General features: G+C 68.8%; 15 protein-coding genes. 1 reads left to right on the top strand and 14 read right to left on the bottom strand.

The window, feature by feature from the left end; translation table 11 throughout:
- Positions 1–34 precede the first annotated feature (34 nt).
- The 13 genes from BW971_RS12630 to hrcA all read right to left on the bottom strand — a co-directional run bounded on the left by BW971_RS12630 (position 35) and on the right by hrcA (position 12069).
- Positions 35–445 (bottom strand): hypothetical protein, encoded by a 411-nt coding sequence (locus BW971_RS12630; RefSeq protein WP_076480093.1) that lies wholly within the window; start codon positions 443–445, stop codon positions 35–37.
- Positions 438–1265, bottom strand: a complete 828-nt coding sequence (locus BW971_RS12625; protein ID WP_268811130.1) for an isoprenyl transferase — start codon at positions 1263–1265, stop codon at positions 438–440. Before BW971_RS12625 ends, BW971_RS12630 begins: the two co-directional genes overlap by 8 nt.
- A gap of 127 nt (positions 1266–1392) precedes the next feature.
- Positions 1393–2145 (bottom strand): DNA repair protein RecO, encoded by a 753-nt coding sequence (gene recO, locus BW971_RS12620; RefSeq protein WP_076480089.1) that lies wholly within the window; start codon positions 2143–2145, stop codon positions 1393–1395.
- A gap of 104 nt (positions 2146–2249) precedes the next feature.
- Positions 2250–3656, bottom strand: a complete 1407-nt coding sequence (locus BW971_RS12615) for a YhgE/Pip domain-containing protein (protein ID WP_076480087.1) — start codon at positions 3654–3656, stop codon at positions 2250–2252.
- The gene (gene era / locus BW971_RS12610; protein WP_076480270.1) at positions 3656–4603 is read right to left on the bottom strand and encodes a GTPase Era; all 948 of its coding nucleotides are present in this window, start codon (positions 4601–4603) and stop codon (positions 3656–3658) included. Before era ends, BW971_RS12615 begins: the two co-directional genes overlap by 1 nt.
- Positions 4604–4623: 20 nt before the next feature.
- A complete protein-coding gene (locus BW971_RS12605) occupies positions 4624–4929 on the bottom strand; it encodes a hypothetical protein (RefSeq protein WP_076480268.1) in 306 nt (101 codons plus the stop codon).
- A 71-nt stretch (positions 4930–5000) separates the two neighbouring features.
- The gene (locus BW971_RS12600; protein ID WP_076480085.1) at positions 5001–6428 is read right to left on the bottom strand and encodes a hemolysin family protein; all 1428 of its coding nucleotides are present in this window, start codon (positions 6426–6428) and stop codon (positions 5001–5003) included.
- Positions 6421–7014, bottom strand: a complete 594-nt coding sequence (ybeY, locus tag BW971_RS12595; protein WP_076480083.1) for an rRNA maturation RNase YbeY — start codon at positions 7012–7014, stop codon at positions 6421–6423. The genes BW971_RS12600 and ybeY overlap by 8 nt, the downstream gene beginning before the upstream one ends.
- The gene (locus BW971_RS12590; RefSeq protein ID WP_076480081.1) at positions 7011–8063 is read right to left on the bottom strand and encodes a PhoH family protein; all 1053 of its coding nucleotides are present in this window, start codon (positions 8061–8063) and stop codon (positions 7011–7013) included. The genes ybeY and BW971_RS12590 overlap by 4 nt, the downstream gene beginning before the upstream one ends.
- A gap of 167 nt (positions 8064–8230) precedes the next feature.
- Positions 8231–9001, bottom strand: a complete 771-nt coding sequence (locus tag BW971_RS12585) for an alpha/beta hydrolase family protein (RefSeq protein WP_076480079.1) — start codon at positions 8999–9001, stop codon at positions 8231–8233.
- A 21-nt stretch (positions 9002–9022) separates the two neighbouring features.
- Entirely contained in the window at positions 9023–9793 is a 771-nt protein-coding gene (locus BW971_RS12580) for a 16S rRNA (uracil(1498)-N(3))-methyltransferase (RefSeq protein WP_076480077.1), read from the bottom strand.
- Positions 9794–9810: 17 nt separating this feature from the next.
- The gene (dnaJ, locus tag BW971_RS12575; protein WP_076480075.1) at positions 9811–10968 is read right to left on the bottom strand and encodes a molecular chaperone DnaJ; all 1158 of its coding nucleotides are present in this window, start codon (positions 10966–10968) and stop codon (positions 9811–9813) included.
- A 66-nt stretch (positions 10969–11034) separates the two neighbouring features.
- Positions 11035–12069 carry a heat-inducible transcriptional repressor HrcA gene (gene hrcA, locus BW971_RS12570; protein ID WP_076480266.1) on the bottom strand — a complete coding sequence of 345 codons (1035 nt, stop codon included), beginning with the start codon at positions 12067–12069 and terminating at the stop codon, positions 11035–11037.
- 302 nt (positions 12070–12371) lie between these two features.
- Between hrcA and BW971_RS21925 the strand changes: the two genes are divergently transcribed.
- On the top strand, positions 12372–12914 hold the full coding sequence (locus BW971_RS21925) for an antitoxin VapB (protein ID WP_076480073.1): 543 nt from the start codon (positions 12372–12374) through the stop codon (positions 12912–12914).
- On the opposite strand, the gene hemW is transcribed toward BW971_RS21925, so the two are convergent.
- On the bottom strand, positions 12826–14022 hold the full coding sequence (gene hemW / locus BW971_RS12560; protein ID WP_076480071.1) for a radical SAM family heme chaperone HemW: 1197 nt from the start codon (positions 14020–14022) through the stop codon (positions 12826–12828). The genes BW971_RS21925 and hemW overlap by 89 nt on opposite strands.
- Between the last annotated feature and the right edge of the window lie 42 nt (positions 14023–14064).

The following is a 14064-nucleotide window of genomic DNA, read 5'->3' as shown; positions in this document are numbered from 1 at the left end:
CTGTCGCGGGAACGCGTCCGACTCCGCCATCGCCTCAGGCGGTGAGCCCTCGGGCCATCTCCGACCCCGACGCCAGCACCATGTGGAGCACCGTCAACAGCGGGATGTCGTCGAGACCACCGGCCGGAAAACTGTAATGCTGCAACACGTCCGTGGTGACATCGGTCGCCGTCGTGCGTTTGACGCTACCGAAACTCAGGCCACCGGCGAGACGTTCGATGTCGGCGCGCAGTTCGTCGGTGTTGGGAAGATCCCAGGCCAGCACCTGCGTCAGCGAGACCACGTCGAGACCGGGAGCGAGGGTGACCGCACGTACCGCGGCGCGGGTACCGTCGTAGGTCAGCGTCAACGATCCGTCGGCGGCGCGGGTCACCTCCGCGACGTCGGTCAGCAGGTCGGCGGCCCGGTTGATCAACGCGGTCGCCGCGTCCTCCGGTTCAGACACCCGGCACCTCCTCGGGGTAGGTGACGCCGCCGAAGCGGCGATCGCGCGACGCGTACTCCACACAGGCCGCCCACAGGTCGCGACGGTCGAAGTCGGGGAACAGCTTCTCTTGGTAGACCATCTCCGCATAGGCCGACTGCCAGAGCAGGAAATTCGACAGCCGCTGCTCGCCCGACGGCCGGAGGAACAGATCCACGTCGGGCAGGTCCGGCTCGTCGAGATGACGGGCGAACATCTGCTCGGTCACCTTCTCCGGATTAAGTTCACCGGCGGCGACCCGACGGGCGATGGCCCGTGCGGCATCGGCGATCTCGGCTCTGCCGCCGTAGTTCACGCACATGGTCAGGGTCAGCGTGGTGTTGTTCCCGGTCAGCTCCTCGGCGATCTCCAACTCCCGGATGACGCTGCGCCACAGACGCTGTCGACGACCGGCCCAGCGCACCCGGACACCCATCTCGTGCAGCTCGTCGCGCCGGCGACGGATGACATCACGGTTGAAACCCATCAGGAAGCGGACCTCCTCGGGACTGCGCGACCAGTTCTCGGTGGAGAAAGCATAGGCTGAGAGCGCGGAGACACCGAGTTCGATACAGCCGCAGACGGTGTCCATCAACACCGCCTCACCGCGCTTGTGACCCTCCGTACGGGGCAGTCCGCGCTCGGTGGCCCAACGGCCGTTGCCGTCCATCACCAACGCCACATGGCGTGGGATCAGCTCGGGCTGCAGCATCGGCGGTCGCGCACCGGACGGGTGTGGATCCGGCGGCCGGACGACCCGCGGCTCCGGCACCCCCTCACCGACGTGGGCGCGGCGTCGCACGATCACTCATCCTCCCGGGTGGACTCGACGGCTCGTCGGCGCGTGCCGCGCCGACCACCTCCAACCTAACCCGCACCGATCGGGTCGGTGCACATCGTCGAAAGACCACCCTCGCGATCCCGTCTCGTCACGAGACGACGCGGTGCGGTGCGTCGCGCTCGACGAGCGGAAGGGTCCGCAACTGTCGTTCCAGATGCCATTGCAGGTGTGCCGCCGTGAGTCCTGCCGCCTGCTTGCGCATGGTCGGGGTGATGTCGACGGTGTACTCCCATTGACCCCGGTACAACGCGTCCATCAGGTCCAGCACGCCGGGTGCCGGTGTTGCCGAACCGGGCGGGCGGCAGTGGACACACACCGCCCCGCCCGCGGCGACGTGGAACGCGCGGTGCGGGCCCACCTGACCGCACCGCGCACAGTCGTCGAGGGCCGGCATCCAACCGGCGAAATCCATCGCCCGCAACAGGAAAGCGTTGAGTACCAGTTCCCGGGGTCGGTTCCCCTCGGCGACGGCGCGCAGCGCGCCCACGGTCAGCCGATGGAGCCGCCGAGCAGGCGCCCGCTCCTCACCGGCGAGGCGTTCCGCCGTCTCCAGGATCGCGCAGGCGGTGGTGTACCGGCCGTAGTCGGCGACGATGTCACCGGCGAAGGCGTCGATGCTGTGCACCTGGGTGACCACGTCGAGGTTGCGGCCGGGGTACAGGTACACGTCGATGTGGGCGAACGGTTCGAGTCGGGCACCGAACTTGGACCGGGTGCGGCGCACCCCCTTGGCGACGGCGCGCACCAGCCCGTGTTCGGCGGTGAGCAGGGTGACGATGCGATCGGCCTCACCGAGCTTGTGCTGGCGCACCACCACAGCCTGATCCCGATACATCCGCACCGCGCGTACTCCTGCCCACCTGATGGTCGAACGACCAGTGTCCCACCGTCGACGACGACGGGGCCCGCGACATGCGGTTCCCGGGTCAGCCGCCCGACGAACTCCTACGCGGCGTTCGGAGCGGATGCCGTGACATGCTCGCGCCGCAGACCGCGGGCGTCGTACACCTTGGTCACCAACCCGAGAACCAACCCGAGAACCAACCCGATGACGCACATCAGGATCGCCGAGCCGAGTCCGGCCGTGAAGCTGCCGTCGAAGTAGGTGATGGACCGGACACCGAGGTAGACCTGGTGCATCGGTAGGACATGCGCCAACACGCCGAAGATCCTCGGGCTGGCCTCCAACGGCAGCGCACCGCCGGACGACGGCAGTCCGAGTATCACGAAGAAGATCAGGTTCACGATCAGACCCGGTGGTCCGAACACCCCGACCACGGCCACCGCGGTGATCCCGACCGCGGTGATGGCCAGGACGGAGAACATCCAGAGCTCGAACGCGTTGGGCATGTACATCCCCACCGCCCACGCGATCAGCAGGTAGAGCGACGACTGGATGATCGCGACCAGGAACATGATCCACCACTTGGTCACCACCGTGCCGAATCGGGAGATCGGGTGCCGGAACCGTTGCCGATAGATGGGTCCCGCCTCGTAGGGCGTGAACCCCGAGGCGCTGTCGACCATGCTGTGCACCACCATCGCCCCGGTGAAACCGGCCAGGATCAACAGGAGGGTGAAGTAGAACGCCGACAATCCGCCTGCTGCCCCGTCGGGCAGTGGCGAGGCCTCCTGTACCTCGAAGACGACCGGCGCGGCCAGCGCGACCTGGATGGCCCCCGTGAACGCCACCTTGTTCTGTTCGAGGCGGGTGCGGACCTGGTCGGTGAGCTGACCACCGACCTTCTCGTTCACCTGGGTGCGCAACCGATCGGCGAACTGGTTGGTGACCGCCGACGCGAACGCCCCGGACCGCCGGTCGGAGTAGACCTCGATCGTGGGTGCCGCGGGTTTGGTGAGCGCCACACTCGAACCGGCCACGTCGATGAGGTGCTGAGAGAACTGTGGCGGGATGATGACCATGGCGAAGGCCTGCGCCGAGTTCAGCCGGTCATAGGCGGTGGACCGGTCGACGGGATCGAGCACGATGCCGGTGCCCTTGACCCCTTCGAGCATGCCGTCGACGACTTGTTTGCCGAACACCTGCCGGGTGGGCTGCTGCGCCGAACCCGTGACCGCACCCGTGTCCTCGTTCACCAGGGCGATGTGGAAGTCGTGCAGGTTGCGTTGCGGGTTGACGATGGCTCCCAGGTAGGACACCGCGAGCAGCGACATCACCCCCACCACGGCCGCGATGGGCAACAACCAGAATCGTGGACTGCGCAACAGCGCCATCACCGAATCCATCATCACCCCCGAGGAACGGGGATCGGAACCGTCGGGTCGGATCGCGGGATCGGGGGCCGCGACCCCGTCGTGCTTCTCGTCGTCGGACTTCTCGTGCTGTCCCATCAGAACCCCAGCCGTCCGAGTTGTTTGGGATCGCGCTGCCAGTCCTTGGCCACCTTGACGTGCAGGTCGAGGTAGACCCGCGACCCGAGCAGTCGTTCGATCTGTGCGCGCGCGGTGGTGCCCACCTCTTTGAGCCGAGCACCTTTGCGGCCGATGATGATGCCCTTCTGGCTGTCGCGTTCGACGTAGAGGACGGCGTGGACATCGACCATCGGCGGTTCCTCGTCACCGCGATCTTCCCGCGGGATGATCTCCTCGATCACCACGGCCAGTGAGTGCGGGAGTTCGTCGTGCACCCCTTCCAACGCCGCCTCGCGGATGAACTCGGCCATCAACACGGTCTCGGGTTCGTCGGTGAGCTCGCCGTCGGGGTAGAAGGCCGGTCCCGGCTCCATCAAGGACACCAGGACGTCGACCAACACGTCGAGCTGTCGGCCCGACTTCGCCGACACCGGGACCACCTCCGAGGAGGCACCGAGCAGTTCGGACAGGGCGAGCAGCTGCGCCGCGACCCGATCGGGGGTGACGCGGTCGATCTTGGTGACCACGCCCACCACGGTGGTCGTGGGCGCCATCGCCCGGACCTGACTCACGATCCACCGGTCTCCCGGACCGATCGCCTCGTCGGCGGGCACGCACACGCAGATCACGTCGACCTCGGAGTAGGTGTCGCGGACGAGGTCGTTGAGTCGTTTGCCGAGCAGGGTGCGCGGGCGGTGCAGTCCGGGGGTGTCCACCAGGATCAGCTGCGCATCCGACCGGTTGACGATCCCGCGGATGGTGTGCCGGGTGGTCTGCGGCCGATTCGAGGTGATCGCGATCTTCTCACCGACCAGGGCATTGGTCAGCGTCGACTTACCGGTGTTGGGGCGGCCGACGAAACACACGAAACCGGAGCGGAAGGTGGCCTCGCCAGATCCGGTGTGATCGCCGGCCTGGACCACCATCGGGGCGGGGGTCGGTTCGGTCACCGGTCACCGCCTTCCGGCGTATCGACACGTTGCTGCACCCGGCCCCGGCGATCGGCCAGTATCGCGTACCCGGCCTGTAGCTCCCACAGCACCCCGACGTCCTGGTCCTCGCCCCGCTGATCGCCGTCGGCGCCGACCACCACGCCGGCCTCGAGCCGGGTCGCCCCCGACGACACGGCTGCGGCAACCGCGGCCTGCAGCGCGGTCAGCGACAACGTCCGCAGCCACACCGGGGCAGCGGCGTAGGTGCGGCCGTCGGTGTCGCGCACCGCGGCGCCACTACCCGCCTCGGCACGACCCATCGCACCGCGGGCCAGGACGAGCAGTTTGCTGTCCTCAGGATCGAGTTCGGGGGGATCGAGCTCGGCGTCGGTCACCGGACCTCCTCGCTGTCGCGCCGCGACCGACGGTCTGCGGCATCGTCATCTGGGGCATCGCCATCATCGCGCACCCGCGTGCCCGAACCCGGCTCGTCGGACTCCCGGTCGTGGGACCGGGACGACTCGTCGCGGGAGCCGGAATCGTGGGGGTCCGACTCGTCCGGGTCGTCGCGGGTCACCACCACCGAGGTGATGCGGACCCGACCCCGCCGATTGGGTCCGCCCTCGGCGACCAGTTCCAACCCGTTGCTGCGCACGCTTGCCCCCGGAAGCGGCACCCGGCCGAGCTCCAGCCCCAGCAGACCACCCACGGTTTCCACCTCGTCGGCGTCGATGTCACGGTCGAACAGCTCCCCCAGATCCGTGATCGGTAACCGTGACGACACCCGGTAGCGTCCGTCACCGAGGTCGTCGATGGGGGCGGGTTCGTCGGTGTCGTACTCGTCGTTGATCTCGCCGACGATCTCCTCGAGCGCGTCCTCGATGGTGACCAGACCGGCGATACCGCCGTATTCGTCGACCAGCAGCGCCATGTGGTTGCGCATACGCTGCATGTCGGCCAACACCCGGTCCAGCGACTTGGAGTCGGGGATGAATTCGGCGGGACGCATCAGATCCGACACCGACACCGATCCGGGCCGTCGCGGCGGCAGGGTCTGTTCCACCAGATCCTTGAGATACACCACGCCCAGCACGTCGTCGGGGTTCTCGCCGATGACCGGGATACGGGAGTGTCCCGACCGCACCGCCAGGCTCACGGCCTGCGCGGCGGTCTTGTCCGATTCGATCCACACCATCTCCGGTCGGGGCACCATCACCTCGCGGGCGATGGTGTCCCCGAGGTCGAACACCGACTGGATCATCCGCCGTTCGCCCGCGTCCACCACGCCGCGTGCCTCGGCCATGTCGACCAGCTCGCGCAACTCCACCTCGGTGGCGAACGGGCCGTTGCGGTACCCCTTGCCGGGCGTCAGCGCGTTACCGACGAGGATGAGCAGCCGGGTCAGGGGGGCCAACAGCACCCCGACGACTCGCAACAGCACCGCACCGGGGATGGCGATGGCGTAGGCGTGCTGTCGTCCCAGCGTGCGCGGCCCGACTCCGATGATGAGGTAGCTGGCCAGGACCATGGCGACGACAGCGATGGTCAACCCGCCGGCAACACCCACCGCACGCACGGTGTAGGTGGCCAGCAGGGCCGTCGCACCGATCTCGCAGAGGATGCGCAGCAGCACTGTGAGGCCCACATAGGTGCCGCGCTGCGGCACGATGGTGCGCAGACGGGCGGCCCCGGGCCGCCCTTCCTTGACGAGTTCGTCGACGCGTGCGACGGATACGGTCAGCAGGGCCGAGTCGAGGGCTGCGAAGAGTCCGCCGATCGGGACCAGGATGATGGCCGCGATCAGCAGCGTGTCAGGCACCGCCGTGCTCGTCGTGGGTGCGGTTGCCCGCGTCGAGGCGGACCGCGGCCGCGTCGTCGGTCACGAAACCGGTGTTACCGAGCAGTCGGTCGTCGCGGGCCGCGAGTCGGCGATCCCGAGCGCGGCGACGCCGGTCGGAATACCACTCGTCGAGGACCCGGCCCTGGATGCCGAACATCTCCTTCTCCTCGTCGGGTTCGGCGTGGTCGTATCCGAGCAGGTGCAACACACCGTGCACGGTGAGCACCGCCAGCTCGTGGTCGGTGGAGTGATGCGCCGCGGCGGCCTGGGTGGCCGCGAACTCGGGACACAGCACGATGTCACCGAGCATGGCCGGCCCCGGTTCCGGACTGTCCGGACGTCCGCCCGGGGTCAGCTCGTCCATCGGGAAACTCATCACATCGGTGGGACCCGGGAGATCCATCCACTGCAGATGCAACTCGGCCATCGTCTCGGAGTCGACGAGGACCATCGACAACTCGGCCGCCGGGTGGACGTCCATCCGGCCGAGCGCGAAGGTCGCCACATCGACCAGGAGTTCCTCCGGCACATCGACGCCGGACTCGTTGGAGACCTCGATGCTCATGAGCGTCGACCGGCGGCTCGCCGGCCCGCGCGGTTGTTCCCCTGGGCGAAGCGGCTCGCCTCTTCCGATCGACCGTAGGCATCGACGATGTCGGCGACCAGCCGATGGCGGACGACGTCGGCGCTGGTCAACTCGGAGAAGTGGATGTCGTCGATGCCGTCGAGGATGCGGGCCGCGGCGCGTAGACCGCTCTCGGCCCCGCCCGGAAGATCCACCTGGGTGACGTCGCCGGTGACCACGATCTGGGAGTTGAAACCGAGCCGGGTGAGGAACATCTTCATCTGTTCACCGGTGGTGTTCTGCGCCTCGTCGAGGATGATGAACGCGTCGTTGAGGGTGCGGCCGCGCATGTAGGCCAGCGGTGCCACCTCGATCACCCCGGCGGCCATCAGCTTGGGGATCGCCTCGGGGTCCATCATGTCGTGCAGCGCATCGTGCAACGGCCGCAGATACGGGTCGATCTTCTCGTGCAGGGTGCCGGGCAGGAAGCCCAGGTTCTCCCCCGCCTCGACCGCCGGCCGGGTGAGGATGATCCGGTTGACCGCCTTGTTCTGCAACGCCTGCACGGCCTTGGCCATCGCCAGGTAGGTCTTGCCGGTACCCGCAGGACCCATTCCGAAGACGATGGTGTTCTCGTCGATGGCGTCGACGTAGCGCTTCTGGTTCAGCGTCTTGGGTCGGATGGTCTTGCCCCGCCGGGACAGGATGTCGAGGCTGAGCACCTCCGCGGGCGATGCACCCGACCCGTTGGTCAGCATCGAGACGCTGTTGCGGACCAGCTCGGGTGTCAACGTGGTGCCCTTGCCGACCACCGACACCAATTCGGCGAGCACGCGTTCGGCGGTTGCCACGTCGGCGGGGGTGCCGCTCAGGGTGACCAGGTTGCCGCGCACGTGGATGTCGGCGGCGAGTTGTTCCTCGAGTTCTCGCAGGTTCCGATCACCGGCACCGAGCAGCCCGAACACGACCTGTGGTGCGACCTCCACACTGGAGCTGACCTGGTTGGAACGAACCTGGTTGGGCCCGGTGGTCGTGTCGTCATCAGTCACGTAGGTGGCTGCTCCTCGGTTCTGTCGGTGTGCTGGTCGATCGGCGGTCCTCGCTGGTGAGACCGGTATCGATCACCAGAATGCTTCTCAGTCTACCGTCACTCAACCGATTTGATGCCCTCTCCTGTTCCCCCCGGATCGGTGACGGTTCGGCGCGGGCGACGCACCTACAGACCCAGCGCCCGGACCGTCGCGCGGTGCGCCAGGCTGTCCGGTGTCACGAACGCGTCGTGGCCCTCGCCTGGGACCTCCACGTACTCCACCGACTGGCCGCGTGCGCCGACCCGGTCGACGTAGTCCCGACTCACCGACGGCGGAATCGATGTGTCGAGAGCACCGTGCAGCACCACCACGTGCGCTGCGAGCACCGGTAGACACACGGGTGAGGCGTCCCGGTACCGCTGGGGCGCGGTGTGGACGTTGACACCCAGCAGGGCGCGCACACTGGGCCGACCGGCCACACCCGCGGCCTCGAGGTCGAGTGCCGCGGACTGGGCGACCACCGTGGCGACGGTGAACTGCGACCGCGCATCGTCGGCCGCGAGCCGGGAGACCGCCCACAGCGCGAGCTGCCCGCCCGCGGAGTGTCCGACCACATCGATCCGATCCCATGCGATCACGCCCGCGAGCTCGGCGGACAAGGCGGCGCGGACCGGGCCGTCGAGGGCGCGCAGCGCCGCCACCACGTCCAACCCGGTCCGTGGCCACCCGCCACCGGGTTCCCCCACCCTGCGGTACTCGACGTTCCAGACCACGGCCCCGCGGCCGGCGAGGTCGCGGGCGATGGCGGTCTCGATGATGAGGCCGAACTCGGTGGTCCAGTAACCGCCGTGCACCAGCACCACCAACGGAACGGAACCGGTCGACGGATGGTCGGGCAGGTACAGGTGTCCGTATTGCGACGGGGCGTCGCCGTAGCGGATCGTCAGTCGCCGCACACCGCTCCCAGGCCGACGTCCTCAGACGTCATCGAGCGCCCCTGGTGTGGACCAGCGGTCGGTGAGCACCCCGACGGCGGCGAGCGCCAACGCGGCCGCGGTGGAGGTCCGCACCACCTGCGGTCCGAGCAGCACCGGGGTGGCCCCGACCGCACGCAGATCGGCGACCTCGTCGTCGGCGAGACCACCCTCGGGTCCGACGACCACGACGATCTCGGTCGCGGTGGCCCACGACACCACGCCGAACGGGGCATCGGCGTCCTCGTGCAACACCGCGACCACTCCGCCTCGACCCACCGCATCGGCGACCAGGGCGCGGACGTCGATGGTCGTGTACACCCCGTCGATCTCCGGGATCCGCGCGCGGCGGCTCTGTTTGGCGGCAGCGGCCGCCGCGGACCGCCACTTGGCCAGGCCCTTGTGCGCGCGATCCCCGTGCCAGCGGGACACACAGCGCGCGCTCTGCCAGGCGATGATGCGGTCGGCGCCGGCCTCGGTGGCCAGCTCGACGGCGAGTTCGGATCGTTCCGACTTGGGCAGCGCCTGGACCACGGTCACCGGAGGCTGCGCGCCCGGCACCGACGACCGGGCACGGACGCGCAACTCGAGGTGGTCCTTGCCGTGGGTGCCGAGTACCTCGGCTCGGGCGACCGCACCGCGGCCGTCGGCGATCAGCACGGTCTCCCCCGCGCAGATCCGGGTCACGGTCACCGCGTGTCGGCCCTCGGAACCGCTGACGGTGACGTCGCCGCCCCACGGCACCTCGTCGACCCAGAACAGCGGTGGGCTCATCGGGTGACGTCGCCGGATCAGCGTCCGGCGAACGCGCTACGCAACCGGGAGAACAGCCCCCCGCCGGCGGCCGGACTCGACGCGTGCACCACCTCGGCGACGTCGTCGGGCGTGCTGTCGCGGTACCGGGTGAGTAGATCGGTCTGCTTGTGGTCGAGATGCGAGGGCACCACGACCTCGAGATGGACGTGCAGCGCACCGCGGACACCGGTGTGCAGATGCGGCATGCCCTGACCCTTGAGCCGGACCACCGCACCGGGCTGGGTGCCGGGTTCGACGACCACGTCGGACGAGCCGCCGAGGATGGTGTCCACGGTCAGCGAGGTGCCGAGGGCCGCGTCGACCATCGGCACGCGCACCGTGCAGTGCAGATCATCGCCGTCGCGGATGAACACGTCGTCCTGCTGCTCGGTCACCTCGACGTACAGGTCGCCTGCGGGTCCGCCACCGGGGCCGACCTCACCCTGACCGGCCAACCGCACCCGCATGCCGTCGCCGACACCGGGCGGGATCTTCACGGTCAGGCTCCGGCGGGCGCGTACCCGGCCGTCGCCTGCGCACTTGTGGCAGGGGTCGGGGATCACCTCACCGGTGCCGCCACAGGTCGGACACGGCCGGGACGTCATGACCTGACCGAGGAACGACCGCTGCACGGACTGGATCTCACCCGCACCGGAACACGTCGGGCAGGTCTCCGGCCGACTGTCGCCGTTGGTGCCCGAACCGTTGCAGACATCACAGAGCACCGCGGTGTCCACGTCGATCTCCCGACTGACCCCGGCCGCACACTCATCGAGGGTCAGCCGCATCCGGTACAGGGCGTCCGACCCGTGCTGTACCCGACCGCGGGGTCCACGACCACCACCGCCCGCGTTGCCGAAGAACGCCTCGAACACGTCGCCGAGCCCACCGGAGAAACCGGCCTGGCCGAACCCGCCGAAGCCGCCGGCACCGGGGCTGGCCATGGGGTCACCGCCGGCGTCGACGATCCGGCGCTTCTCCGGGTCGGTCAACACCTCGTAGGCGATGGTGACCTCTTGGAAACGCTCCTGCGCCGCGGCGTCGGGGTTGACGTCGGGGTGCAATTCGCGCGCCAGCTTGCGGTACGCGCGCCTGAGTTCCTGATCCGTGGCCCCCGGCTGCACGCTGAGGGTCCCGTAGTAGTCACGTGCCACTGCTGGGTGATTCCTTATCGATCGAACGACTCGAGTGTGGGGTGGGCGCCGCTGGTGGTGCGCCCGTCACCGGTCGGCGAGAACCTCGCCCACATACCTGGCAACGGCCGCCACCGACGCAATGGTTCCCGGATAGTCCATCCGGGTGGGTCCCAGCACGCCGAGGCTGCCGAACACCGTGCCCGACGCACCGTACCCCGTGGAGACCACCGACGCCCCACGCAGGTTCTCGGTCTGGGTCTCCTCGCCGATCTGCACCGTCACGGTGCCCGGCAACTGTGTCGCGGCCAACAGTTTCAGCACCACCACCTGCTCTTCGAGAGCATCGAGGACCGAGTCCATCGAGCCGGAGATGGTGCCGAAATCCGCTGCCGACCGGGCCAGGTTCGACGTGCCGCCGAGCACCAACCGGTCGTCGGTCCGTTCGAGCAAGGTCTCCACCAACACGGTGGCCACCTGCACCACCGGTTGCCGGAGATCGGCGGGGGCGTCCGCGGCGAGCGCGGCGACCTCATGCGACGCCACCTCGAGCCTGCGCCCGTGCAGCGCCGAGGAGAACATGTCCCGCAGTCGTGCCACCTCGTCGTCGGTGAGGTCGGCCGACAGGTCGGCCATCCGCTGCTCCACCCGCCCGGTGTCGGTGATCACCACCAGCAGCAACCGGGTCGGCGTCAGCTGCACCACCTCGAGATGACGGACGCTCGCCGACGACAGCACCGGGTACTGCACGATGGCGACCTGCCGGGTCAGCTGGGCCAGCAACCGGACCGATCGGCGCAGCACATCGTCGAGGTCCACTCCGGAGTCCAGGAAGGACAGGATGGCCCTGCGTTCCACCTTGGACAGCGGCTGGACCTCGCTGATGCGGTCGACGAACAGTCGATAGCCCTTGTCGGTGGGAATCCGGCCGGAACTGGTGTGTGGCTGGGTGATGTAACCCTCGGCCTCGAGGACGGCCATGTCGTTGCGGACAGTCGCACTGGACACCTGTAGACGGTGCCGCTCGACCAGCGCCTTCGACCCGATCGGCTCCTGCGTGGAGACGTAATCGGTGACGATCGCGCGGAGCACCTCGAACCGTCGATCCTCGGTGGTGGACACGAACACCTCCTCGTCGTCGGCAGCCGACCGTCGACTCCCAGCCGCGGCCCCGAACGACCATTTTACCGATGCACCCGGTCGCACCGGGCCATCTCCCGTCGTGCGGGCCCTGTCACGGCGTCGGGAAGGGTGTGGGCGTCAGGTGGATGTGGCAATCCGTGACCGTCGCGATGATGGTCACCCCGCCCCGACCCCGCTAGGCTGCTGGCAGTTCAGCAGAACACGGGCCGACGGGGAGGGCGTGTGCGGGTGATCCGGATGGCCACGGCGAGCTGCGGTGTCGTCATGATCTGCGGTGACGAGTGATATTCAAGGGCGTCAAGGACGGTAAGCCGTACCCCGAGCACGGGATGAGCTACCGCGACTGGGCGAAGATCCCGCCCCGACAACTGCGGCTGGACCAGTTGGTCACCGTGACCACCGTCCTCGCACTGGACAAGCTGTTGTCGGAGGACAGCACATTCTACGGCGATCTGTTCGCCCATGCGGTCCGCTGGCGCGGTGACATCTATCTCGAGGACGGACTGCACCGCGCGGTGCGATCGGCACTGCGGAACCGGCACATCATCCACGCACGGCTGCTCGACCTCGACCAGTTCGGTGCGGACGTCACCGCCGGCGGATCCGACACGGCCGCGGTCGACGGCGCCACGCATCGCCGACCGGACCGGGACCATCTGGCCACCCCCGGGATTCCACGTCCTTCGGAGCTGACCGGGGGTCCCGTGAGCGGTGGTGCCGCCTCCGCGGCCGGGGTCACCCCACCAGCAGCCGACGCGTCACCCCGTCGGCCAGTAGTCGACCCCGGTTGGTCAGCACCATCCGGCCACCACACAGCTCGCTGAGGCCGTCGGCCACCACCTCGTCGGCGCGACGGCGCTCGGCGGCGTCCAGCTCGTCCAACGGCAGCCCGGTGCGATGCCGCACACCCAGCATCACCCGTTCGGTGTGCCGTTCCTCTGCGGTCAACACCTCGTGGCCTGCCACCGGCAGGACCCCTGCGGCCAGGTCGCGCGCATAAGCCGCGGGGAGCTTGCGGTTCCACCAGCGGACCCCGGCGACGTGCGAGTGTGCACCCGGACCGATCCCCCACCAGTCGGCGTCCGACCAGTACCCGAGGTTGTGTCGACACTGCGCCGTCGGATCGTTCGCGACCGCCCAGTTCGACACCTCGTACCAACTCATTCCCGCGCGCGTGAGCCACTCGTCGACCATCTCGTAGCGGGTGGCCAGCACGTCGTCGTCGGGCGCGGGCATCTCCCCTCTCCGCACCCGCCGCGCCAACGCGGTCCCGTCCTCGACGATCAGCGCGTAGGCGGAGACATGGTCCACGCCGGCCTGCACCACCGCTTCCAGGGACGCGGCCAGATCGACGTCTCGTTCGCCGGGGGTCCCGTAGATCAGGTCGAGATTGACATGTCGGAGGCCCGCCGCCTTCGCCTCCGCGACCGCGGCCGCCGGGCGCCCAGGGGTGTGGGTGCGGTCCAGCACCGCCAACACATGCGCCGCCGCCGACTGCATACCCAGGGACACCCGGGTGTACCCGGCGGCACGAATGGTGTCGAAGAACGCCGGACCGGTGGACTCCGGGTTCGACTCGGTGGTGATCTCGGCGTCGTCGGCCAGTGCGAAGTGGCGTCGCACCGTGTCCAGCAGCCGGGCCAGACCCCCACCCCCCAGCATCGACGGGGTACCACCCCCGACGAACACGGTCGACACCGGTCGCGTGGGCGTCAGCGACTCCGCGGCGAAGGCGAGCTCGGTGTCCACCGCCGTCGCCCATTGCTCCGGTGAACCGGCCGCCTCACCGGCGGTATAGGTGTTGAAGTCGCAGTAACCACAGCGCGTCGCGCAGAACGGGACGTGAATGTAGAGGCCGAGCGGCACCGACGATCGCGAGACCGGCACCACGAGTCCGGACTCGTCGCACACGGGAGTCGACGCGATGCTCATCGCGTCCGAATGTACCGACCGGGCTCGGTGCCGTCGGCCGTG

This window comes from Williamsia sterculiae (assembly GCF_900156495.1).
Classification (GTDB): Bacteria; Actinomycetota; Actinomycetes; order Mycobacteriales; family Mycobacteriaceae; genus Williamsia_B; species Williamsia_B sterculiae.
This window is presented reverse-complemented; position numbering and strand designations above follow the sequence as displayed.

Coding starts and splice junctions, on each gene's coding strand:
- BW971_RS12580 (WP_076480077.1), bottom strand. CDS start 9,793: ATGAGCCCACCGCTGTTCTGGGTCGACGAGGTGCCGTGGGGCGGCGAC.
- era (WP_076480270.1), bottom strand. CDS start 4,603: ATGGTGGTCCAGGCCGGCGATCACACCGGATCTGGCGAGGCCACCTTC.
- hemW (WP_076480071.1), bottom strand. CDS start 14,022: ATGAGCATCGCGTCGACTCCCGTGTGCGACGAGTCCGGACTCGTGGTG.
- BW971_RS12615 (WP_076480087.1), bottom strand. CDS start 3,656: ATGGGACAGCACGAGAAGTCCGACGACGAGAAGCACGACGGGGTCGCG.
- ybeY (WP_076480083.1), bottom strand. CDS start 7,014: ATGAGCATCGAGGTCTCCAACGAGTCCGGCGTCGATGTGCCGGAGGAA.
- BW971_RS12605 (WP_076480268.1), bottom strand. CDS start 4,929: ATGGGTCGTGCCGAGGCGGGTAGTGGCGCCGCGGTGCGCGACACCGAC.